Source organism: Streptomyces avicenniae, assembly GCF_000719135.1.
GTDB classification, from domain to species: domain Bacteria; phylum Actinomycetota; class Actinomycetes; order Streptomycetales; family Streptomycetaceae; genus Streptomyces; species Streptomyces avicenniae.
This window is the reverse complement of sequence record NZ_JOEK01000001.1, coordinates 428,887-450,688: the sequence shown is the minus strand read 5'-3', so window position 1 is coordinate 450,688 and position 21,802 is coordinate 428,887. Positions and strand designations below refer to the sequence as shown.

20 protein-coding genes and 1 tRNA gene are annotated in these 21,802 nt (G+C 73.5%); 11 read left to right on the top strand and 10 right to left on the bottom strand.

Annotated elements, in window-relative coordinates:
* Positions 1-5: 5 nt before the first annotated feature.
* Positions 6-161: a hypothetical protein gene (locus tag IF27_RS30790; RefSeq protein ID WP_190232766.1), complete on the bottom strand. Its 156-nt coding sequence runs from the start codon at positions 159-161 to the stop codon at positions 6-8.
* Positions 162-238: 77 nt separating this feature from the next.
* Positions 239-991: a DUF881 domain-containing protein gene (locus IF27_RS02075; protein ID WP_223290876.1), complete on the bottom strand. Its 753-nt coding sequence runs from the start codon at positions 989-991 to the stop codon at positions 239-241.
* A 95-nt stretch (positions 992-1,086) separates the two neighbouring features.
* Between IF27_RS02075 and crgA the strand changes: the two genes are divergently transcribed.
* On the top strand, positions 1,087-1,350 hold the full coding sequence (crgA, locus tag IF27_RS02070) for a cell division protein CrgA (protein WP_052847481.1): 264 nt from the start codon (positions 1,087-1,089) through the stop codon (positions 1,348-1,350).
* A gap of 236 nt (positions 1,351-1,586) precedes the next feature.
* On the opposite strand, the gene IF27_RS02065 is transcribed toward crgA, so the two are convergent.
* Both IF27_RS02065 and IF27_RS02060 read right to left on the bottom strand, forming a co-directional pair.
* Entirely contained in the window at positions 1,587-2,477 is an 891-nt protein-coding gene (locus IF27_RS02065) for a rhomboid family intramembrane serine protease (protein WP_052847480.1), read from the bottom strand.
* Between the two features lie 103 nt (positions 2,478-2,580).
* A complete protein-coding gene (locus IF27_RS02060; protein WP_052847479.1) occupies positions 2,581-3,111 on the bottom strand; it encodes a peptidylprolyl isomerase in 531 nt (176 codons plus the stop codon).
* 163 nt (positions 3,112-3,274) lie between these two features.
* On the opposite strand from IF27_RS02060, the gene IF27_RS02055 reads away from it, so the two are divergent.
* Complete coding sequence (locus tag IF27_RS02055) at positions 3,275-3,745, top strand: DUF5324 family protein (protein ID WP_223290875.1); 471 nt, start codon at positions 3,275-3,277, stop codon at positions 3,743-3,745.
* A gap of 124 nt (positions 3,746-3,869) precedes the next feature.
* On the opposite strand, the gene pknB is transcribed toward IF27_RS02055, so the two are convergent.
* From pknB to IF27_RS02025, 6 genes are all read right to left on the bottom strand, one after another.
* Positions 3,870-5,873: a Stk1 family PASTA domain-containing Ser/Thr kinase gene (gene pknB, locus IF27_RS02050; protein WP_052847477.1), complete on the bottom strand. Its 2,004-nt coding sequence runs from the start codon at positions 5,871-5,873 to the stop codon at positions 3,870-3,872.
* A 260-nt stretch (positions 5,874-6,133) separates the two neighbouring features.
* Positions 6,134-7,603, bottom strand: a complete 1,470-nt coding sequence (locus tag IF27_RS02045) for a peptidoglycan D,D-transpeptidase FtsI family protein (RefSeq protein WP_052847476.1) — start codon at positions 7,601-7,603, stop codon at positions 6,134-6,136.
* A complete protein-coding gene (locus IF27_RS02040; protein WP_052847475.1) occupies positions 7,600-9,003 on the bottom strand; it encodes an FtsW/RodA/SpoVE family cell cycle protein in 1,404 nt (467 codons plus the stop codon). Before IF27_RS02040 ends, IF27_RS02045 begins: the two co-directional genes overlap by 4 nt.
* Before the next feature lie 34 nt (positions 9,004-9,037).
* Entirely contained in the window at positions 9,038-10,432 is a 1,395-nt protein-coding gene (locus tag IF27_RS02035) for a Stp1/IreP family PP2C-type Ser/Thr phosphatase (protein WP_052847474.1), read from the bottom strand.
* Positions 10,433-10,470: 38 nt separating this feature from the next.
* Complete coding sequence (locus IF27_RS02030) at positions 10,471-10,986, bottom strand: FHA domain-containing protein FhaB/FipA (protein ID WP_052847473.1); 516 nt, start codon at positions 10,984-10,986, stop codon at positions 10,471-10,473.
* A gap of 9 nt (positions 10,987-10,995) precedes the next feature.
* Complete coding sequence (locus IF27_RS02025; protein WP_052847472.1) at positions 10,996-11,796, bottom strand: FhaA domain-containing protein; 801 nt, start codon at positions 11,794-11,796, stop codon at positions 10,996-10,998.
* Between the two features lie 305 nt (positions 11,797-12,101).
* Between IF27_RS02025 and IF27_RS02020 the strand changes: the two genes are divergently transcribed.
* From IF27_RS02020 to IF27_RS01980, 9 genes are all read left to right on the top strand, one after another.
* Positions 12,102-12,188 (top strand) — tRNA-Leu (locus IF27_RS02020).
* A 348-nt stretch (positions 12,189-12,536) separates the two neighbouring features.
* Positions 12,537-13,601 (top strand): DUF3344 domain-containing protein, encoded by a 1,065-nt coding sequence (locus IF27_RS02015; protein WP_052847471.1) that lies wholly within the window; start codon positions 12,537-12,539, stop codon positions 13,599-13,601.
* 14 nt (positions 13,602-13,615) lie between these two features.
* Positions 13,616-14,812 carry a glycosyltransferase gene (locus tag IF27_RS02010; RefSeq protein ID WP_190232765.1) on the top strand — a complete coding sequence of 399 codons (1,197 nt, stop codon included), beginning with the start codon at positions 13,616-13,618 and terminating at the stop codon, positions 14,810-14,812.
* Complete coding sequence (locus IF27_RS02005; protein ID WP_052847470.1) at positions 14,809-16,236, top strand: exopolysaccharide biosynthesis polyprenyl glycosylphosphotransferase; 1,428 nt, start codon at positions 14,809-14,811, stop codon at positions 16,234-16,236. Before IF27_RS02010 ends, IF27_RS02005 begins: the two co-directional genes overlap by 4 nt.
* Positions 16,236-17,564, top strand: coding sequence for an O-antigen ligase family protein (locus IF27_RS02000; protein WP_052847469.1), 1,329 nt, complete (start codon positions 16,236-16,238; stop codon positions 17,562-17,564). Before IF27_RS02005 ends, IF27_RS02000 begins: the two co-directional genes overlap by 1 nt.
* Complete coding sequence (locus IF27_RS01995; RefSeq protein ID WP_052847468.1) at positions 17,561-19,147, top strand: lipid II flippase MurJ; 1,587 nt, start codon at positions 17,561-17,563, stop codon at positions 19,145-19,147. Before IF27_RS02000 ends, IF27_RS01995 begins: the two co-directional genes overlap by 4 nt.
* On the top strand, positions 19,137-19,916 hold the full coding sequence (locus tag IF27_RS01990; RefSeq protein ID WP_110945435.1) for a polysaccharide deacetylase family protein: 780 nt from the start codon (positions 19,137-19,139) through the stop codon (positions 19,914-19,916). The genes IF27_RS01995 and IF27_RS01990 overlap by 11 nt, the downstream gene beginning before the upstream one ends.
* The gene (locus IF27_RS01985) at positions 19,913-21,004 is read left to right on the top strand and encodes a glycosyltransferase (protein ID WP_052847466.1); all 1,092 of its coding nucleotides are present in this window, start codon (positions 19,913-19,915) and stop codon (positions 21,002-21,004) included. Before IF27_RS01990 ends, IF27_RS01985 begins: the two co-directional genes overlap by 4 nt.
* On the top strand, positions 21,001-21,774 hold the full coding sequence (locus IF27_RS01980; RefSeq protein WP_052847465.1) for a YveK family protein: 774 nt from the start codon (positions 21,001-21,003) through the stop codon (positions 21,772-21,774). The genes IF27_RS01985 and IF27_RS01980 overlap by 4 nt, the downstream gene beginning before the upstream one ends.
* Positions 21,775-21,802: the final 28 nt, after the last annotated feature.

Below are 21,802 nucleotides of genomic sequence, written 5' to 3'. Positions count from 1 at the left end.
GGCGCTCATTCGACGGTCACGTTGTTGAAGGGGAGCAGGGGCTCGGCCCACGGGAACACGTACTCGAAGAGGAGATAGACGACTCCGAGCACCAGCACGACGGAGACGAGCAGGCGCACCAGCGTGTTGCCCGGCAGGTGCCGCCAGATCCACCCGTACATGGCTCAGCCACCCCTTCGATCACCACAGGATGCCCCAAGCGTACGACGCGCCGGTGCGGGGCCGGAGGCGATCGTCGTCATTCCGCGGGCTCGGCGTACCGGAGGCCGACGCCGCCCTCCCAGGCGGGCGCGGTGACGGACGCGTGCTCGGCCACCTCCCAGCCGAGGCCGTAGGCGGCGACGTACTGCTGGTAGGTGTCGAGGGCGGGGGACGCGTCGAGGGCGGCGCGCAGCGCGTCGGTGCCGCCGACCGCGGTGACCGTGTACGGCGGGGAGTAGAGGCGGCCCTGGAGGATCAGGGTGTTGCCGACGCAGCGGACGGCGCTGGTGGATATCAGGCGCTGGTCCATGACCTGGACCGCCTCGGCGCCCCCGGCCCACAGGGCGTTGACGACGGCCTGGAGGTCCTGCTGGTGGATCACCAGGTCGTTGGGCGAGGGGTCGGGCACCCCGGGGACGAGCGGACCGCCGTCGGCGGGCGCGTCGGTGAGGGTGACGGTGAGGCCGGGGCCGGTGACGGAGGTCAGCCCTGCGGCGGCCTCCTGCTCCGCGAGCCGGGCGAGGGCGGCGGCCTCCGCCGGGTCGTCGTCCGCCGCGGCGTCGCGCCGGGCGAGGGCCTCGACCTCGGCGCGGAGACGGGCGGTGGCGGACTCCAGCGTCTCGTTGTCCCGGGCGCGTTCCCTGATGAGATCGGACATCTGGAGCAGGGAGTCGTCGGTGCGGATGTTGTTGCCGCCCGAGACCTGGAAGCTGGACCAGAATATGAGCCCGGCGAGCGCGAAGACCCCTGTCGTGCGCAGCCGCGCCGGTCGCAACCGGATGCTGTTCACCGTACCCCTGGTCTCCTTAAACAGCGGTGGACGCACTACGCTAACGGACGTGTCCCGTGCTACGCGCTGAGAAGCGCATCGACAGGAGAGCGCTCGTGCCGAAGTCCAGGATTCGCAGGAAGAAGGACGACACCTACGCCCCGCCGGAGAAACGGCAGGTGACGACGAAGCTCGACATGGGCGGTCGTCGGTGGGTCGCCCCTCTGATGCTGGCGATGTTCGTGATCGGGCTCGCCTGGATCGTGGTGTACTACGTGACCCAGGCCGACCTGCCGGTCGAGGCGCTGGGGAACTGGAACATCGTGGTGGGCTTCGGATTCATCGCCCTGGGGTTCGTCGTCTCGACGCAGTGGAAATGACGCCCCGGCGGTGAGGCCGCCCGGCCGCGTCAAGTTATCCACCGAACATCACACGATCTGTGGATAACTGGTGGACGGGGGAACGCCCGTGCGGGCATCGGAAGATGTCCGCACCCCCGTTCGCCTGCGGATATGTGGACCGGTCGCGGTCCGGCCCGTGCTCTCCACACTGTGCACAGGGAGCCGCGCGGCCTGTGGATAAACTCCCGCCGCGACCGCCCGCCCAGGGCCCGCCCCTAGCCGCCGACCAGCTCCGACGTACGCAGCGCGAGGGTGGCGACGAGCACGGCGGTCATCAGCAGGCAGGTACCGGCCTGGACCAGGAGCCTGTTCCGGCGCGGCGCGTGGACCAGTCCGAAGGCGATGATCACACCGGCCACCAGGCCGCCGATGTGCGCCTGCCAGGAGATGTTCGGCAGCGTGAACGTGATCGCCATGTTGAGGCCGAGGAGCACGAGGATCGGCCGCATGTCGTACCGCATGCGCCGCGCGAGCACGGCGGTCGCGCCGAAGAGGCCGAAGATCGCGCCCGAGGCGCCCAGGGTCAGCGTGGTCTCGTCGGCCAGGACGTAGCACAGCGTGCTGCCCGCCAGCGCGGAGAGCACGTACAGGGCGAGAAAACGTATCCGGCCGAGTGCCGCCTCAAGCGGCGGGCCGAGGAACCACAGGCCCAGCATGTTGGACGCGATGTGCCACAGCTGCTCGTGCAGGAACGCCGAGGTCAGCAGCCGGTACCACTCGCCGTCCGCGACGCCGACCTCTTCGCCGGTCAGCGGGTTGAACGCGTGGCCCAGCATGCCGAGATCGACGACCATCGCGTCGCCCCGGGAGAGCACCGCGAAGAACATCCCCACGTTGAGGGCGATCAGCGCGACGGTGACGAGCCGCGGGTTCGCCGCGAGGGTGCCGCCCGCGAGGGTACGGGGGCGCGTGGCGCGGGTCGCACGCGTGGCCGCCGAGCCGCGGACGCACTCGGGGCACTGGTAGCCGACCGCCGCCGGGATCATGCACGACGGGCAGATGGGACGGTCGCACCGGGTGCAGCGCACGCCGGTCTCCTGGTCCTGGTGCCGGTAGCACCGCGCCAGCGCCGGCTGCTGCGGCGGCTGGCCGTAGGACTGCGCCATCGTCTCCGTCTCCCCTCGGTGACCGTCACCACCGACCGTACAGGCACGGGGAGCGTTCCGGTCCCCTGCGGCGAGGACGCACAGAGGACCGGAAAGGTTCCCGTCAGCCCTTCTGGGAGACGACGACCGACTCGATGACCACGTCCTCGACCGGCCGGTCGGTGCCGCGGTCGGTCGCGGTGGCCGCGATGGCGTCCACGACCTGCTGCGACGCCGGGTCGGTGACCTCGCCGAAGATGGTGTGCTTCCCGGTCAGCCAGGCGGTCGGCGAGACCGTGATGAAGAACTGCGACCCGTTGGTGCCGGGACCCGCGTTGGCCATCGCCAGCAGGTAGGGGCGGGTGAAGGCCAGATCCGGGTGGATCTCGTCCTGGAACTTGTACCCGGGACCACCGGTGCCGTTGCCCAGCGGGTCCCCGCCCTGGATCATGAAGCCGCTGATCACACGGTGGAACACGGTGCCGTCGTACAGCTTCTCGGTCAGGCGCTCCCCGGTGGCGGGGTGCACCCACTCGCGCGAGCCCTCCGCCAGCTCGACGAAGTTCTTGACCGTCTTCGGCGCGTGGTTCGGGAAGAGCCGGACCTCGATGTCGCCGCGGTTGGTCTTCAGGGTGGCATGAAGTTGCTCGGCCACGATCTACCTTCCGTCTACGTCAGTGACGGTCCCCGATCCTGCCACGACGGCACGACACGCGGTGACCCCGGATGGCCGTTACGCGTGCTGGATCGCATCGCAGCAGGAATGATTTCCGCACGAGTGGACAAACGCCACACGGTAAGCGCATGGAGGAGGAACAGTGAGTCACAACGGGAAGTCAGGTGTGCGCCATGCCACTGACATGGTGACCCCCTACGCCCTGGCGGCGAAGGACAACGCCGTGCACTACGCGCAGCAGGCGGGAGCCTATGTGGCACCGGCGGCCAGGAAGGCCGCCAGCCAGGCGAAGCAGCAGTACGCCTCCCAGGTGGTGCCGCGGATGGTCCGCGCGAAGGCGGCGGCGGGTCCCGCCCGTGAGGAAGCGGCGGTCCGCTCGCAGGCCGCCTTCGCCGCGCTGCGGGGCGACGTCTCGGCGCGTGACATCCGCGCGGCGGTACGCCGCAAGCGGCGCCGGGCGCGGACCGGCCGGGCGATCCGCAAGATGGGGATGATCGGCCTGGTGGCGGGCGGCGCCTACGCCGCCTGGAAGTGGTGGAGCGGGCAGAACAGCCCCGACTGGATGGACGAACCGGCCGATGCCACCGAGGTGCCGGAGAACAGCGAGCACTGAGTCGGCGTGCGCTGCCGGGCAGGGCGGTGGGGTGCGCGGGTGTACGACGGAGCGTGGGGCGCGAACCGGCTGATCGGTTCGCGCCCCACGCTCTGTGCTGTTACGGCTGGCCTGGTCGGCCGGGTCAGTCGCCCCCGCCGCCGTTGAAGAGGCCGCCGCCCTCGTCGTCGCCGCCACCGCCGCCGTTGTCCCCGCCGCCCGGGTCACCCGGGGGTGTGGGCTCCTGGAGCTGGAGGATGATGGCGGTGCCCTCCGGGACCTCCTGGCCCGGCGGGATGGACTGGCCGGCGACGACGGCCGTCGGGGTCTCCGCGCCGACCACCGTGATCTGGAGGCCCTCCAGCATCTGCCGGGCCGTCGCGATCGGCTGGTTGGTCAGGTCGGGCACCTGGATCTGCTCCGGCTGCGGGGCGGTGGCGACCGTCAGCGTGACCTGGCCGCCCGGCTGGATCGGGTCGCCCACGCCGGGATCGACGCCGATGACCGTGCCCTCCGGGTAGTCCCCGGTCTCCTGGGGCCGCTGGGCCGCCGAGAGGCCGTCCTGCTCCAGGCGGATGACCGCCTGGTCGTACTGCATGTTCATGACGTCGGGCACGGAGATGGTGTCGGGCTCCACCGCGACCGTGAGCGTCACGGTCTCGCCCGGGGCGACCATCGTGCCACCCTCGGGATCCTGCTCCAGGACGGTGCCGGGATCCGCGTCGCTGCCGTCGTCCTCCTCACGATCGACCGAGAGGCCCAGTTCCTCAAGCTCCGCCTCGGCGTCCTCGAACGAGGCGTCCGTCACGTCGGGGACCTCGATCTCGGCCGGGCCCGAGGAGAGGATCAGCGCGACCGTCGATCCCTCGTCGGCCCGGCTGCCTATCGGCGGGTCCGTGTCGCAGACGGTGCCCTCCTCGACGCCCTCCGTCTCGCAGACCTCGGTCCTGCTCGTGCCCAGCTCGAAGCCCGCGTCCGTCAGCGCCCGCCCGGCGTCCTCCTCGGACTGGCCCTGCACGTCGGGGATCGGGATGCGCTCCGTGCCCCCGGTGTTGGTCAGGACGCGGCCGATGAAGATCGCGCCGACCAGCACCAGGATGCCCGCGACGACCAGCAGGATCGTCGAGGTGTTGCGGCGGCGCTGGCGGCGGTCCGCCCGCCCCCCGTAGTCGTCGTAGTCGCCGTACCCGCCGTTGTCACCGGCGGGGGGCATCATGGACGTGCCCGGGTCGGTGGGGCGCAGGGCCGTGGTGGGCCGGTCGTCGTAGCCGTAGGGCACGGAGCCGTAGCCCGCCGCCGCGCCGACCGGGCGGCCGTCGAGGTACGCCTCGATGTCGGCGCGCATCTCGTCGGCGGACTGGTAGCGGTAGTCCGGGTCCTTGACGAGGGCCTTCAGCACGATGGCGTCGGTGTCCGGGGTGATCTCCGGGTCGAAGACGCTGGGCGGCTGCGGCTCCTCGCGTACGTGCTGGTACGCGACGGCCACCGGGGAGTCGCCGATGAACGGGGGCCTGACCGTGAGCAGCTCGTACAGCAGGCAGCCGGTCGAGTACAGGTCGGAGCGGGCGTCCACCGTCTCGCCCTTGGCCTGCTCGGGCGAGAGGTACTGCGCGGTGCCGATGACGGCGGCCGTCTGCGTCATGGTCATGCCCGCGTCGCCCATGGCGCGCGCGATGCCGAAGTCCATCACCTTCACCTGACCGGTGCGGGTGAGCATGACGTTCGCGGGCTTGATGTCGCGGTGGACGATCCCGTTGCGGTGCGAGTACTCCAGGGCCTGGAGGATGCCGATGCACATCTCCATGGTGCGTTCCGGCAGGAGCTTGCGGCCTGAGTGGAGCAGCTCGCGCAGCGTCGAGCCGTCCACGTACTCCATGACGATGTAGGGGATCGAGATCCCCTCGACGTAGTCCTCGCCCGTGTCGTAGACCGCGACGATCGCCGGGTGGTTCAGGGACGCCGCGGACTGTGCCTCGCGGCGGAAGCGGGCCTGGAACGTGGGGTCACGGGCGAGATCGACACGCAGCGTCTTGACGGCCACGGTACGGCCGAGGCGTGTGTCGTGTGCCAGGTAGACCTCGGCCATGCCCCCGCGGCCGAGCACCTGGCCCAGCTCGTACCGCCCGCCGAGGCGACGCGGCTCTTCCATGTTTCCAGCCCTCTCCGTTCGGTCCCGGTCCGCACCCCCTGGCCGGCCCGTGGGGCGAGGGGACCAAGCCCTGGCTTACGGTACCCGCCGGGCGTCGGCCCGCCGGACGGCGGTGGGCGGCCGATACGCAACCGGTATCGCCGCCCGCCGCGACCGGCCGCGAGGGCCGGTTCTCGTGTATGACGTGTGAGGGCCGACCGTGGTTGCCGGCCCTCGGAGTTCATCCGCCGTTCCCCCGGGGGCGGGCGGCGGTGCCCGGGTCAGTTGGCGCTGTCGAGGACCGCCTGCATCACGTCGTGCGCGATCGGGGCGGCCAGGCCGCTGCCGGAGATCTCGTTCCGCTCGACCTCGGCGTCCTCGACGACGACGGCCACGGCGACGGGCGACTCGTCGTCCAGCATCGCGTAGGAGATGAACCAGGCGTACGGGTTCTCCGAGTTGTTCTCGCCACGCTGCGCGGTGCCGGTCTTGCCGCCGACCCGGACGCCGTCGATCGCCGCGGCGGGACCCGACGGGCCCTCCTCCACGACGCTCTCCATCGCGGACTGGAGCTGCTGCGCCGTCTCCCGCGACATCGGGCGGCTCATCTCCTCCGGCTCGTGCTGCTCGACCACGTTGAGGTTCGGCGCGACGAGCCGATCGACCATGTACGGCTCCATGAGCGAACCGTTGTTGGCGACCGAGGCGGCGACCATGGCCATCTGGAGGGGCGTGGCCCGGTTGGACGCCTGGCCGAACCCGGCCTGGGCGTTCTGCGGGCGGTTGTCCTCGGGGTAGACGCTCTCCTCGACCCGGATCGGGACCTGGAGGTCCTGGCCCTGGTTGTAGCCGAAGGACTCGGCGGTGTCGATCATCTCCTCGTTGCCCACCTCGTCGCTGAGCGCGGCGAAGACGGTGTTGCAGGAGTCGATGAGGGCGACGCGGAGGGTGGCGTTCTCGCAGCGGCCGTCCAGCTGGTTGTCCACGCGCTCGCCGTTGGTGTCCGGCAGGTCGTACGGCGTGGGGGTGTCGGTCTCCGTGTCCACGTCGTCCACGACGCCGTTCTCCAGCGCCGCGGCGGCCGTGACGATCTTGAACGTGGAGCCGGGCGGGTAGGTCGCCCGCAGCGCCCGGTTGAGCGTCGGGTCGTCCGGGTTGTTCTCCCGCAGCAGGGCGTTCCACGCCTCGCCGTCGTTGCTGCCCGCGATGGTGGACGGGTCGTAGGACGGGGTGGACGCGAGGGCGAGGATCGCGCCGGTGCGCGGGTCGATGGCGGCCACGGCGCCCCTCGCGTCGCCGAGCCCCTCGACGGCGGCGCGCTGCGCGGCGGTGTTGAGGGTCGTCACGACGTTGCCGCCGCGCTGGTCCTCGCCGGTCAGCATGTCGATCGTGTTGTTGAAGAACAGGCGGTCGTCGTCGCCGGTGAGGAAGTCGTCCTCGACGCCCTCCAGCATCGTGCTGCCGTAGACCTGGGACGAGAAGCCGGTGACCGACGCCCACAGCTCGCCGTCGGTGTACGTGCGCTTGTAGCGGAAGTCCGTGTCGTCCGTCTCGGTGGAGCCGGTGATCGGCTCGCCGTCCACGATGATGTCGCCCCGCGGGTGGGCGAACCGCTCGATCAGGACCCGGCGGTTGTCGCTGTGGTTCTGGAGCTCGTCGGCCTGGACGAACTGGACCCAGTTGGCGCGCGCGAGCAGCGCGACGATCAGGAGGCCGCAGAAGACGGCGACCCTGCGCATCGGTTTGTTCATGCTCGGACCACCTGAGTCTCTTCCGCGTCGAGGGAGGGTGCCGGGGCGGGCGCGGGCCTGCGAGCAGTGTCGCTGATGCGCAGTAGGAGGGCGATAAGCGCCCAGTTCGCGATCACCGAGGAACCGCCCTGTGCCAGGAACGGCATGGTCATACCGGTCAGCGGGATCACGCCGAGCACGCCGCCCGCCACGACGAAGGTCTGGAGGGCGAAGACGGCGGTGAGGCCCATCGCCAGCAGCTTGCCGAACGGGTCGCGCGCCGCGAGGGCGGTGCGGAAGCCCCGCTCGATCAGCAGCGCGTACAGCAGGATGACCGCCATCAGACCGGCGAGGCCCAGCTCCTCGCCGACGGTGGCGAGGATGTAGTCGCTCTTGGGGGCGATGCCCTGGATCAGCCGGGTGTAGCCCTGGCCGAGCCCGGAACCGAGCAGACCGCCCGAGCCGAAGGAGAAGACGACCTGCGCGGTCTCGGTGACGTACCCCGGCTCGTACTCCAGGGGGTTCAGCCACTGGTCCACGCGCTCGCCGACATGGCTGTTGAAGCTCGCCACGAAGACCGCGCCGCCCGCCGACAGCAGCAGGCCGAAGACGATCCAGCTCGTCCGCTCCGTCGCCACGTACAGCATGATCACGAAGACGCCGAAGAACAGCAGCGAGGTGCCCAGGTCGGTCTCGAAGACCAGGATCATGAGGCTGATGCCCCAGATGACCAGGATCGGCCCGAGGTCACGGCCACGCGGCAGGTACAGGCCGAGCACGCGGCGGCTGGCGAGCGCGAGCGCGTCACGCTTCACCATCAGGTAGCCCGCGAAGAAGACGGCGATCACGATCTTGGCGAACTCGGCGGGCTGGAGCGAGCCGATGCCCGGCAGCGAGACCCAGATGCGGGCACCGTTCACCTGGCGGCCGATCCCCGGGATCAGCGGCATGACCAGCAGGAACAGCGCCACGACCATGGAGATGTACGTGTAGCGCTGGAGGATGCGGTGGTCCTTCAGGAACAGCAGCACCGCGAGGAACAGCGCGACGCCGACGGCTGACCACAGCAGCTGGTTCGGCGCCATCGGCCCGCCCAGCGCGGGCGTCGTGATCGTCGGCTCCTGGTCGAGGCGCCAGATGAGGACGAGCCCCAGGCCGTTCAGCAGCACCGCGATCGGCAGCATCAGCGGGTCCGCGTACGGCGCCCAGCGGCGCACCACCAGGTGCGTCACGCCCGCCAGCAGGCCGAGGCCGAGGCCGTAGCCCGCCATGCCCGCCGGGAGGCTGCCGTCCTTGGCCAGCCCGACGTTGGCGTACGCGAGGACGGGGACGAGCACGGCGAACACGAGCATCGCCAGCTCGGTGTTCCGGCGGCTCGGGAGGCCGCCGGTGGAGACTGTGGTGTTGCTCGTGCTGCTCATGGCCTGGTCTCTGAGTCGGCTCGGGGGCGGGGCGCTATGCCGAGGTGCACTGGCGGGCCAGCTCCTGCTGTCGCGGGGTGAGGGACGGCGTCGCCGGGGCGTTGTCGGTGGAGTCGTCCGGCTTGCCCGACTCGGCGGCGCGCTGGTCGGCGAGCAGCTGGCACGCCTCCGCCTGCTCGGCCAGCTCGGCGATGGTGTCCTCGGCGTCGCCGAGGCCGTTCGCCGAGATGCTGCCCTCCAGCTGGCTGCGCTGGTAGGGCGGCAGCAACTCCAACTCGATCTCCGGGTGGTCCCGCTGCACGCTGTTCAGGCTGAGCGGGCCGATGCTCTGGCTGAGCCCCTGGTAGAGCGCGACGTGGTCGCCGTTCGTCCCGACGTAGTACTGCGTCTGCGTCCAGCGGTACCCGGCGTACGCGCCGCCGCCGACGACCGCGAGGATCAGCAGGATCAGCGCGGTCCGCTTGAGCGCGCGGCGGCCCTGCGGGCGCTGGGAGACGTACTCGTCGTCGGTGAACGCGCCGAAGACGCCGGTCGCCGGGTCCTGGCCCGGCTGTGGCGGCGCGGGCTGCGGGCGTGCCAGCTCCGCGGCGCGGGAGGCGGGGGTCTGCGGCGTCTCGTGCGTGCGCTGCGCCTGGGCCTCGGCGACGGCGCCGACGATCTGCGGGGCGTCGTGCAGCTGGCGGGCGAGGGTGTCGCCGACCTGGGTGTCCATGTCGAGGACGTCCGCGACGATGCAGGTGATGTTGTCGGGCCCGCCGCCGCGCAGGGCCAGCTCGATCAGCTCGCGGACCGTGTCCTCCGGCGGGTGGAACGCGTCGAGGGTGTCCCGCATCGTCTCCGCGCTGACGACGCCGGACAGGCCGTCGGAACAGAGCAGGTAGCGGTCCCCCGCGCGCACCTCGCGGATCGACAGGTCGGCCTCGATGTGGTCGGCACTGCCCAGCGCGCGCATCAGCAGGGAGCGCTGCGGGTGGGTGGTGGCCTCCTCCTCGGTGATGCGGCCCTCGTCCACCAGCCGCTGCACCCAGGTGTGGTCCTGCGTGATCTGCGTCAGCTCGCCGCCGCGCAGGAGGTACGCGCGGGAGTCGCCGACGTGCACCAGGCCGAGGCGCTGGCCGGTCCACAGCAGCGCCGTGAGCGTGGTGCCCATGCCGTCGAGGCGCGGGTCCTCGGCGACCATCGAGCGCAGCTGGTGGTTCGCGCGCTGCACGGAGGCGTCGAGCGAGGTGAGGATGTCGGAGCCGGGGATGTCGTCGTCGAGCTGCACGAGGGTGGAGATGACCTCGCTGCTGGCGACCTCGCCGGCCGCCTGTCCCCCCATGCCGTCGGCGATGGCGAGCAGGCGGGGCCCGGCGTAGCCCGAGTCCTCGTTGTGCTCGCGGATCATCCCGGTGTGGGAGCCGGCCGCGAATCTCAGTGACAGGCTCATGCGCGCCTTTCCCACCCTCCGGTCGTCATGGGTCGGACCTACTTCCGCAGCTCGATGACCGTCTTGCCGATGCGGATCGGCGCGCCGGGCGGGATGGGGACGGGGGTGGTCAGCCGACCCCGGTCCAGGTAGGTGCCGTTGGTCGAGCCGAGGTCCTCGACGATCCACTGGCCGTCACGGTCGGGGTAGATCCTGGCGTGGCGACCCGAGGCGTAGTCGTCGTCCAGCACGATCGTCGAGTCGTGTGCCCGGCCGAGCGTAATCGTCTGCCCCTGGAGGGCGACAGTGGTTCCGGTGAGGGAGCCTTCGGTGATCACGAGTTTCGTCGGGGCGCCGCGGCGGGTCTTGCCGCGGCCACGGTCCTGGGCCGGGGGCCGTCCGCGTTCCGCCCTGCGCTGCGGCGCGGGCTGCTGGTCCGCCCGGCGGGCGACGGGCCGCTGGGTGACCCGGGTGCCGAACAGGTCGCTGCGGATGACCTGCACGGCGACGATCACGAACAGCCACAGGACGGCCAGGAACCCCAGCCTCATGACCGTCAGGGTCAGCTCTGACATTGCCCCCGCTTACCCTTCGGCTTGCCGGTAGATGACGGTGGTGCTGCCCACGACGATGCGCGAGCCGTCGCGGAGCGTAGCGCGTTTGGTGTGCTGGCCGTCCACCACGATCCCGTTCGTGGAACCGAGGTCCCGTACGGCGGGCGGGTCCGTGGCTTGGATCTCGCAGTGCCGACGGGAGACGCCGGGGTCGTCGATGCGCACGTCGGCCTCGGTGCTGCGGCCGATGACGAGGGTGGGGCGCGCGATCTGGTGCCGTGCCCCGTTGATCTCGATCCAGCGGCGTACCCGTCCACGCGCGGGCTGCTGGCCGTACGAGGGGGCGGCGGGCGGCGGGGACGACGCGGGGCGCGGCGGGTAGCCGGCGGGGTCGGGGGGCGGCGCGTACCCGGGCGTCTGGACGCCGCCCGGCCTGCTGTCGTAGCCGGGGCCAGCCGAGGCGGCCAGCGTCCGGCTGCGGATGCGGTACAGGCCGGTGTCGAGTGACTCGGCCTTCTCCAGGTGGACCTTGATGTCGCCCATGAACGTGTACCGCTGCTGCGCCGCGTAGTCGCGGACCATCCCGGCGAGTTCGTCGCCGAGGCGCCCGGCGAAGGGCGCGAGGCGCTGGTAGTCGCCGGTGCTCAGCTCGACGATGAAGTCGTTGGGGACGACCGTGCGGTCCCGGTTCCAGATCGTCGCGTTGTTGTCGCACTCACGTTGCAGGGCACCGGCGATCTCCACCGGCTGCACCTCGGACTTGAAGACCTTCGCGAAGGTGCCGTTGACGAGGCCTTCCAGACGCTGCTCGAAGCGCTTCAGTACTCCCATGTGTGCACCTCCTCCTCCGATGTCCCGGCGCGCGCCTGAAGTGGTAGTGCTTACTGATCGTATCCACGCGCGGGACGATCAGGTGGTTCCCCGGCACGCACCGCCCCACCCCCGGATCGTAGGGGGGAGCAAGCAACAGTGTCGCGCATGTGGGGAGGGAATGCGGAGGGGGCGGAGCGAACGCGGGCGGTGGGACGGGGGCCGGGCCACGAGGGTGAGACGGCTCCCCGATGCGTGTTAGCCTTCTGGATGTCGGCGGCTCGCCGGTCACTTGGACCGGAGGACGAGCAGCCGGTGGTGCACATGCGCGGGTGGCGGAATAGGCAGACGCGCTGGATTCAGGTTCCAGTGCCCGAAAGGGCGTGGGGGTTCAACTCCCCCCTCGCGCACCACAGTTGAGGGCCTTTGCTCCGGAGACGGGGCGAGGGCCCTTTTGCATGCCGTGGGTTGGGCGGCGGGGCTCGCGGCCGGTGTCCTGTCGCGCGGGCGGCGGGTGTGAGGCGTTTCACCTCGGGGCCGTGCCGCGGGGGACGGCCGCTGTGCGGCGGTGCGCGGCGGGTGTCGGCCGTCGTGGAGGGTGGCCGGGCCGTGGTGGGGGCGCCGGGGATTCCCCGAAATACTGTTCATATGAAAATCCCAGAATGACCTTGTGTGTCCGGGGCCGCGCGTTTTACGTGATTTCGCTTTTGTTCTCTGTCATGGTTTTCAACGCCTGCCGATAAAGGGTTTGGAGTGGGACCATGAAGCGCATCGTGCTGTACCTCCTTTCGGTTTTCGCGCTGGTGTTCGCGGGAGTGCCGACGGCCGCCGCTGCGGCCGGTGACGGGGATCCGCCGTTCGCCGAGCGCTACCGCGCCGTGCAGCACGGCGGCTTCGCCAGGGCCGCGAACGCCGTGATCACCTGCGGCACCACCGCCTCCGAGGGGGCGCCGGACTGCGCGCGTGCCCAGGACGGCGAGACCGCGCGTTCCGGTCAGTACGTGATGGCGTACATCGACACGGACAGCGACGCCAACACGTACAACTCCAGCAGCGCGGAACTCCGTATTCCGGCCGGGGCGCGGGTCACCTACGCCCGGCTGTACTGGAGCGCGAATCTCCGGGTCGGCGAGCTGAAGCCGTCCGCCGACAACGGCAGGGTCCTGATCGCCGAGCCCGGCGGCCGGTACAAGGAACTCCTCGCCGACTCCCCGGTCCAGGAACACGACACCGGCGCGGCGCTCGTCTTCTCCGCCTCGGCCGACGTCACCGACCTCGTCCGCTCCTCCCGCTCCGGCTCCTGGACGGTCGGCCAGATCAACACCGCGGGCGGCCACTCGCCCGAGGGCGGCTGGGGCGGGTGGACGCTCGTCGCCGCCTACGAGCACCCCGACGAGCCGCTGCGCGAGCTGGTCCTGTGGGACGGCCTGGGGGCGGTCGGCCAGGGCCGCGAGCTGAGCCTCGCCGCGGACGGGCTGGACATCCCCGCGGGGGCCGACGGCAGGCTCGGCCTCGTCGCCGGGGGCGGCGACCGGGGCGTGGACGGCGACCAGGTCACGGTCCGCGTGCCGGGCGGCCCCACCGTCGCGCTCGGCGACGCGGCGAACCCCACGGGGGACGTCCTGAACGGGACGGTCAGCGACCTCGGCGACCCGAGGACCGCCAGGACCCCCGCGTACGTCCACACCCTCGGCTACGACGCCGACGTCCTCGACCTCTCGCACGCCCTCCGCGACGGCGCCGACGGTCTCGGCATCGGGTTCGGCGGCGGCCGGGACGGCTACCACGTGGGCGCCGTCTTCCTTCAGGCCGCCGTCCGGCCCTGAACGGGAGAGGACGCGTGTCCACATCGAACGCCGCGCGCGGCATCCCGCGCGCGCTGACCGTCGCGCACCTCGTCCAGCCGGTCGAGGGCGGCGTGGCCCGGGTCGTCACGGATCTCGTGCGGGCGCAGACGGAGGCCGGGCTGCGGGCGGTCGTCCTGTGCCCGTCGGGCGGGCCGCTCACCCGGGCCGCCGAGGCGGCGGGGGCCGAGACGCGGCTGTGGCTGGCCGGGCGGAAGCCGGGGGCCGACCTGCCCTGGGAGGTCTTCTGCGCCGCCCGCCTCCTGCGGCGGCTGCGGCCCGACGTCGTGCACCTGCACAGCGCCAAGGCGGGGCTCGCGGGGCGGCTGGCGGTGCGCGGGCGGGTGCCGACCGTCCACCAGCCGCACGCCTGGTCGTTCCAGGCCGTCGGCGGGCCCACGGCGGCGTGGGCGCGGCGCTGGGAGCGTCACGCCGCCCGCTGGACGGCCCGCCTGCTGTGCGTCAGCGAGGCCGAGCGGGAGACGGGGCTGCGGGCCGGTATCGACGGCCGCTACGCCGTCGTGCCGAACGGCATCGAGACCGACCGCTATCCGCACGCGGGCGGCGTCGCCCGTCGGCAGGCGCGGGCGGCGCTGTCCGCCGTCCACGCGCTGCCGCAGCGCGTGCCGCTCGTCGTCTGCGTGGGGCGGCTGACCCGGCAGAAGGGCCAGGACCTGCTGCTGCGGGCCTGGCCCGAGGTCGCCGCGCGCGTGCCGGGCGCCAGGCTCGCGCTCATCGGCGACGGGCCGGAACGGGACGCGCTGCGCCGCGCCGCCGGGCCAGGCGTCCTGGTGGCCGGGCACTCCGACGACGTCCTGCCCTGGTACGTGGCGGCCGACGTGGTCGTCCAGCCGTCGCGCTGGGAGGGCATGGCACTGGCGCCGCTGGAGGCGATGGCCGTGGGGCGGCCCGTGGTCGTCACCGATGTGGGAGGGGCGCGCGAGTGCCTGCCGGACGGGCACCAGGCGCGCTGTCTCGTGCCGCCGGAGGACCCGGGCGCCTTGGCGGGGGCGCTGGCGGCGCTGCTCGGCGACGCGCATCTACGGCGTGTGCTCGGCGACGAGGCCGCGGCACACGTGCGGGCCGCGCATGACGTACGGCGCACGGCCGCCGCGTGCGTGCGGCTCTACCGCGAGCTGACCACGGTGGTCCCGCCGCGGGCGCCGGAGGCGAAGGAGTACACGCGGCGATGACCATCGAAGGCACGGCCCAGAGCCCGGCCGCCGTCATCAGGCCGCCGCGCGTGCCACAGGCAGCGCCCGTGGCGGTGGGCCGGGGGCGGCGTGACAGGCGCGGGAGCGCGTCGCGCGCGGGCCGCAGGCTGGCCGTCGCCGACGTGTGCGCGGTGGTGGGGACGGCGTGCTGGGCGCTGCCCGGTGGGCTGCCCGGTAGCGGCGCGCGGGCGCTGATCGCCCTGGTACTCGGGACGGCGCTGCTGCTGGCCCTGAACGCCGCCGCCGCGCTGTACCGCCCCCTGCTGGGCGTCGGGGTGCTCGACGAATGCCCCAGGCTGTTCGCGCACTGCGTCGTCTCCTGGTGCGTCGCCGACGCCGTGACGGGCGCCGCCCTTCCGCTCACCGCACTCCTCGCGCTGGTGGTGGGGCAGGGTGTGTCGATCGCCGTCTCCCGTACCGTGGCGCACGCCGCGCACCGGCGGTCCGTACGGCGTCGGCCTCGCTCCGCGCTGATCGTGGGCACGGGCCCGCTGGGGCAGCGCGTCGCCGCAGGGCTCGTGCAGCAGCCCGCGTACGGGCTGCGCCCCGTGGGGCTCGTCGGTCCTGTACCGCGCAGACTGCCCACCGCCGCCCCACTGCCCGTGCTGGCGGCGCCGGGCGACATCGTCCGCGCTGTCATCCAGAACACTGTGCGCGACGCAGTGTTCATGACTTCTCCACGCCCCGATCTGCTGCGGCTCTTCTGGGCGCGCGGCTGCGTGGTCTGGCAGGTGTGCACCGATCCCGTGACGGCGCGCGGTGCTTCGGGAAACCTCTTGGGCTTCCCCTGCCACCGCATCGACCCCCCGCGCGGGCACGCGGTGGCGCGGCCGGTGAAGCGCGCGCTGGACCTCGCCGTCGCCGCGTCCGCGCTCGCCCTGACGGCGCCGCTGATGGCCACGTGCGCGCTCGCCGTGCGGCTCACGGACGGGCCAGGCGTCCTGTTCCGGCAGGAGCGCGTGGGGCTGGACGGCCGCTCCTTCGTGATGCTGAAGTTCCGCACCCTGCGGCCCGCGGACGAGCGGGAGGCCGCGACCCGCTGGTCCATCGCCGACGACCCCCGCGTCTCGCCCGTGGGGCGGCTGCTGCGGCGCAGTTCGCTGGACGAGCTCCCGCAGTTGTGGAACGTGCTGCGCGGCGACATGAGCCTCGTCGGCCCCAGGCCGGAACGGCCCCACTTCGTCGAGCGCTTCAGCCGCGCGTACCCCGGCTACGCCGACCGGCACCGGATGCCCGCGGGCATCACCGGGCTCGCACAGGTCAGCGGCGCGCGGGGCGCCGCGTCGTCCATCGAGGACCGCACCCGTTTCGACAACTTCTACATCGAGACCTGGTCGCTGTGGCAGGACGTGCGGATCATGCTGCGCACCGCCGCCGAGTGCTGCCGGTTCGGAGGCAGCTGATGGCGACGCTCCTGCGGAGCACGGCCCCCGCCGCGGCCCGCCTCGGGGCGCACCGGCGGCTCGCGCCGCTGCTGGCGACCGTGCTGCTGCTGGCGGTGCCTGGGGGGCGCTGGGACGTCGGCGGCGGGCAGGTGGCGCTCGCCGACCTCGCGTCGCTCGTGCTGGTCGGCTCGTGTGCGGCGCTGCTGCTGCGCGGGGACGGGCCACGGCTCGGGCGGGTGGCGGGGGTGGTGCTCGGGGTGCCGACCGTGGCGTTCGCCGTGGTCACGCTCGCTTCCGGGGACCCGGGCGGGAGCGTGCCCGGTTTCCTGCGGCTGCTCCAGACGTTCGTGCTGGTGCCGCTCGCCGTGCTGGTGCTGCTGCGTGACGCGCGGGACGTACGGGCCGTGGCGTGGGCGATCGTGCTGGTCGCGCTGATGCAGGGCGGGGTGGGGACGTGGCAGTACGCCACGGGCGGTGGGGCGTCCTACATGGGGCAGAACGTGCGGGCCGTCGGGACGTTCGGCCCGCAGAACGTGATGAGCATGGCGACGGTCGTGGCGTACGGGCTCGTCGCCGCCCTGTGCCTCGCGCTGGCGCCCGCGCCCGGTGCGTCGCGCAGGTGGCGTGGCGTGGCGCTGGCCTGCGCGGGCGGGCTGGCCGTGCCGCTCATGGTGTCGTTCAGCCGAGGCGCCTGGCTGGCGACGGCCGTCGCGGTGCTCGTGGTGGTGCTGCTCGCCGCGTTCCTCGGCGGGCGGCTCGTGCGGCGCGTGCTGCTGGCCGCGCTGGGCGCGGGGCTGCTGCTCGGTGGCGGCGCGGCGCTCGGCTCCGGCATGGTCGGTGAACGGCTCAGCAGCATCGGCGAGGTGACGGACACTCCTGACCAGTCGGTGATCGACCGGTACGCGATGTGGGACGCCGCGCTGGGGATGTGGCGGGACGAGCCGTGGACCGGCGTCGGGCCGAAAGGTTTCGCCGGGCTGCGTGACACGCACGCGTCGGTCGCGCTGTCGGGCGGCAGCGACACGGCGGGCGCCGGGCAGGAGTTCGCCCGGCAGGAACTGCTGTCGCCGCACAACATGTACCTGCTGGTCCTGAGCGAGCAGGGCCTCCTCGGCGCCACCGCGCTGATCGGCTCCTGGGCGGCGCTGCTCGCGGCCGGTACCGCGCGGCTGCGGCGCCGGGGGATCGCGGCGGGCGGGCTGCTCGGGACGGGGCTGCTGGTGTGGCAGCTGGTCCACTTCCTGTACGGCGACATCGGGGGCCCGACGACGGTGCTGACCGCCGTCGCGTTCGGTCTGGCCGCGTGGTGGGCGGTCGGCCCCGCGGAGCGGGACGTCCGGGCATGACCCGCCTGCTGGACGCGCCCGCGCGGGAGACGCCGCCGGACGCGCCGACACGGGCGGAACGGTTCGTCGCCCGCGCCGCGGCCGTCACCGCGCTGCTGACGGCCGCCGGGGCGCTCTGCGGCCTGCTGCGTGACCAGATCCTCGCCCACCTCTTCGGGGCGGGGCGGGCGACCGACGCGTTCCTCGTCGCCTGGACCGTCCCCGAGTTCGCCGCGACCCTCCTGATCGAGGAGGCGATGGCCCTGGTGCTCGTGCCCGCGTTCAGCCTCGCGCTGGCGCGGGGCGGCGGCGCGGTGCGCGGAGTCGTGGCGGCGACGTTCCCCCGGCTGCTCGCGGTCCTGACCTGCGGCTGCGTCGCGCTGCTGGCCGGGGCGCCGCTGCTCGTACGGCTGCTGGCGCCGGGGCTCGACGACCCCGCGCTCGCCGTGGACTGCACACGACTGACGGCGGCGAGCGTCCTGACGTTCGGCGTCGCCGGGTACTTCAGCGCCGCGCTGCGCGCCCACCGCCGCTTCCTGCCCCCGGCCGCGATCTACGTCGCGTACAACGCCGGGATCATCACCACGGCGCTCGCGCTCCACGGCCTGTGGGGTGTGCGGGCGGCGGCGGCCGGGGTGGCCGTCGGGGGCGCGCTGATGGCCCTCACGCAACTGCCGTTCTTCCTACGGGTGGTGCCCCGCAGGCGCGCTGCGCAGCCGGTACGTGGGGACGCCGTCCCCGTCGCGCTCGCCGTGATCGCGCCGGTCGCCCTCTTCGCCGTGGGGCGCCAGGCGCAGGTCCTGGCCGAGCGCTTCCTCGCGTCCGACCTGCCCGCAGGGGCCATCTCGCACCTCAACTACGCGCAGAAGGTCGCCCAGATCCCGATGGTGCTCTCCCTCATGGTCTGCACCGTCACGCTGCCGCTGGTCGCCCGCGCGCTGGCCGACGGTGACGCCGAGGGGGCGCGGCGGCGGGTGGAGCGCGACCTCGCCCTCGCCGGGGTGGTCGTCCTGCTCGGCGCCGCGTACGTCGTCGCGTACGCCCCGCAGATCACCGGGCTGCTCTTCCAGCGCGGCGCCTTCGACGCGGAGGCGACGGCGGCCACCGCGCGCGTCATGCGGGTCTACGGGCTCGGGCTGCTGGGCCACGCGCTGACGGGGGCGCTCGTGCGGCCGTTCTTCTCCACCGCCCGCCCCGCGTGGTACCCGCTGGCCGCCATGGTCCCCGGGCTGCTGATCACCGTGGCGGGCGGGCTGCTGGTCGTCCCGTACTGGGGCGCGTCAGGCATCGCCGCAGCGAACGCCGTAGGCATCACCTTCACCGCGCTGCTCCTGCTGCGCGGTCTGGCCCGGCACGCCATCCCCATCGACGCCCGGCGCGTCCTCGGCACGCTGCTGCGCCTCTCCGTGGCCGCCGCGCTGGCCGCGGGCGCGGGGCTGGCCGCAGTGGCCGTACCCGGCGCCGCGTCCGCCCCCCTGCCCACCGCCGCCGCCGGGCTGCTCGTCGTCCCGGCCGCTTTCGCCGCCGCCGCCCACGCCCTGCGCGTGCCGGAGGCGGCACTGCTCGTCTCCGCACTCAAGCAAAGGCTTCCGCATGCACGCTGACGCAGCACGCCCCGAGCCCAGGACCGCCCAGCCCACCCCGCTGTGGGCGCTGATGTACCACTCCGTGGACTACGCCGAGTCCGATCCGTACCGCATCACCATCACCCCGGACCGCCTGCGCGAGCAGCTGGTCTGGCTCCGGCGGCGCGGGCTGCGCGGCGTCTCGATGAGCCGCCTGCTGCGAGCCCGCGCCGCCGGGCGGGCCGACCGGCTCGTCGGCCTCACCTTCGACGACGGCTACCGCGACTTCCTCGACTACGCCGTGCCGCTGCTGCGCGGCCACGGGTGCACGGCGACCGTGTTCGTCCTCCCAGGGCAGCTCGGCGGCAGCAACGCGTGGGACGCCGAAGGGCCCCGCAAGCGCCTGCTCAACGCGGACGGCATCCGCGCCGCCGCCGAGGCCGGGATGGAGATCGGCTCCCACGGCCTCGCCCACGTCTCGCTGCCCGCGCTGGCCGACGACGAGCTGACGCACGAGATCCGCCACAGCCGCGCGCTGCTGCGCGACATCACCGGCGAGGACGTCCCCGGCTTCTGCTACCCGTACGGCGACGTGGACCAGCGGGTAGCGGACGCCGTACGGGCCGCCGGGTACGCGTACGCCTGCGCCATCAGCCCCGGCGGGCTCACCGGCCGCTGGGCGCTGCCCCGCGTGCACGTCGGCGAGTCCGACACCGCGCGGCGCCTGCGGATCAAGCACTGGCTGCACCCGATCCGCCGCCGCTCCGTGCCGCTGGAACTCTCCGCCTCGGGCGGTGCGGCGCGGTGAGACGCGCCCTGCACGTCATCACCGGCCTCGGCGTCGGCGGGGCCGAGCGGCAGCTCCGCGCGCTGCTGCGGCGCCTGCCGTTCCGCTGCGACGTCGTGACGCTCACCAACCCGGGACAGGTCGCCCGCGACCTGCGCGCCGACGGCGTCCGCGTCACCCATCTCGGCATGCACGGCAACCGCGACCTCGCCGCGCTCCCCCGTCTCGCCGGGATCATCAGGGACGGCCGCTACGACCTCGTCCACACCCACCTCTACCGCGCCTGCGTCTACGGCCGCCTCGCCGCCCGCCTGGCCGGGGTCCGCGCCGTCGTCGCCACCGAGCACTCGCTCGGCGAGCGGCGCATCGAGGGCCGCCCGCTGACGCCGGGGACGCGCGCCCTCTACCTCGCCAGCGAACGGCTCGGGGCCGCCACCGTCGCCGTCTCGGCCGCCGTCGCCGGGCGGCTGCGTGCCTGGGGCGTCCCGCCAGGGCGTATCCACCTGGTGCACAACGGCATCGAGGCCGCCCGGTTCCGCTACGACCCGGCCGCGCGCCGCGCCGTCCGGGAGCGGCTCGGGGTGCCGCCGGGCGCGGTCGTGGTGGCCGGGGTGGGGCGGCTCGTGCCGGGCAAGGGCTTCGCGACGCTGCTGCGGGCGGTGGCGACGCTGCCGCCTGACGTGTGGCTCGTGCTGGCCGGGGACGGCCCCGAGCGTGAGCGGCTGCGGGCGCTGGCCGAGGGGCTCGGCGCGGCGGGGCGCGTGATCACGGCAGGGGAGTGCCCGGACGTGCCGGGGCTGCTGTCGGCGGCCGACGTGTTCGTGTCGCCGTCCACCGAGGAGACGTTCGGCCTCGCGGTGCTCGAAGCGCTGGCCGCCGGGCTGCCCGTCCTGCACGTGACCTGCCCCGCGGTGGACGAGTTGCCGCGCCAGGAGGCCCCGGGCGCCCGGCGGGTCGGTGCGGGGGCGACGGAGCTGGCGCGGGCGCTGCGGGCCGAGCTGGGGCTCGGCGTCCGGCGGCTGCCGGTGCCCCCCGCCGTACGCCGCTACGACATCGACCGCGCCGCCGACCAACTGCTGACCGTCTACGAAGGAGTGCGCCACCGATGATCGGCCTGAAGCGGTTGAACCTGCGGGGTCTGCGGACGGTGCCTGGGGCCTCGCGGGCGAAGGTGGCCGCCGGGGCGCGCGGCGCGGGGCGGTGGCTGCGCGGGGCGGGCCGGTTCGTGCCCGGCCTCGGGAGGCCCTGGGGCGTTCCGGCCCTCGGGCTGACGCTCGGCATGGCCGCCGGGGTGGGGTATGCGGCGGGGGCCGATCGTGAGTACGCGGCGAGCGGCTACGCCGTGGTCGCGGCCACCGAGGGCACCGCGCACGCCGAGGCGGTCGGGCTCGCCCAGTCCTACGGACGCCTGGCGACGAGCGACGCCGTGCTGCGTACCGCCCACACCGATGCCGGAGTGGACGCGGCGGCGCTGCGGACGCGCGTCAGCGCCGCGACCTCTCCGGACGCCCCTGTCATCGAGATCACCGGCCGCGCGCCCGACGCGGGTGACGCGGCCCGGGCCGCCAACGCGGTGGCGCGCGCGCTGGCCCTCTACGCGGACGCCGCCGAGGAGGCGACGGGCACGCAGGTGCGGCAGATCGCGGAGGCCGTCGCCCCGGCGGAGCCCGTGACGCCACGGCCGGTGGTCTCGGCCGCCGTCGGGGGCTGCGCGGGGGCGGTCGTCGGCTGCCTCGTCCCGCTGGTGCGGCGGAGCGGCGGCGGCCCGGGCGGCGGGGGCGGGACGGGTGCCGCGGGGCGGTCGCCCCTCCCGTCGCAGCCGGAGCAGCCCGCCGCCGCGCCGGACGCGTCGGAGGAGACGGCGCGTGTGACGGCCTGACGGCGGGTGCCCGGGCGGCGGCCGTGCG

Coding starts and splice junctions, on each gene's coding strand:
- IF27_RS30790 (WP_190232766.1), bottom strand. CDS start 161: ATGTACGGGTGGATCTGGCGGCACCTGCCGGGCAACACGCTGGTGCGC.
- IF27_RS02065 (WP_052847480.1), bottom strand. CDS start 2,477: ATGGCGCAGTCCTACGGCCAGCCGCCGCAGCAGCCGGCGCTGGCGCGG.
- pknB (WP_052847477.1), bottom strand. CDS start 5,873: ATGGAAGAGCCGCGTCGCCTCGGCGGGCGGTACGAGCTGGGCCAGGTG.
- IF27_RS02045 (WP_052847476.1), bottom strand. CDS start 7,603: ATGAACAAACCGATGCGCAGGGTCGCCGTCTTCTGCGGCCTCCTGATC.
- IF27_RS02040 (WP_052847475.1), bottom strand. CDS start 9,003: ATGAGCAGCACGAGCAACACCACAGTCTCCACCGGCGGCCTCCCGAGC.
- IF27_RS02035 (WP_052847474.1), bottom strand. CDS start 10,432: ATGAGCCTGTCACTGAGATTCGCGGCCGGCTCCCACACCGGGATGATC.
- IF27_RS02030 (WP_052847473.1), bottom strand. CDS start 10,986: ATGTCAGAGCTGACCCTGACGGTCATGAGGCTGGGGTTCCTGGCCGTC.
- IF27_RS02025 (WP_052847472.1), bottom strand. CDS start 11,796: ATGGGAGTACTGAAGCGCTTCGAGCAGCGTCTGGAAGGCCTCGTCAAC.
- IF27_RS02015 (WP_052847471.1), top strand. CDS start 12,537: ATGAAGCGCATCGTGCTGTACCTCCTTTCGGTTTTCGCGCTGGTGTTC.
- IF27_RS02005 (WP_052847470.1), top strand. CDS start 14,809: ATGACCATCGAAGGCACGGCCCAGAGCCCGGCCGCCGTCATCAGGCCG.
- IF27_RS02000 (WP_052847469.1), top strand. CDS start 16,236: ATGGCGACGCTCCTGCGGAGCACGGCCCCCGCCGCGGCCCGCCTCGGG.
- IF27_RS01995 (WP_052847468.1), top strand. CDS start 17,561: ATGACCCGCCTGCTGGACGCGCCCGCGCGGGAGACGCCGCCGGACGCG.
- IF27_RS01990 (WP_110945435.1), top strand. CDS start 19,137: ATGCACGCTGACGCAGCACGCCCCGAGCCCAGGACCGCCCAGCCCACC.
- IF27_RS01980 (WP_052847465.1), top strand. CDS start 21,001: ATGATCGGCCTGAAGCGGTTGAACCTGCGGGGTCTGCGGACGGTGCCT.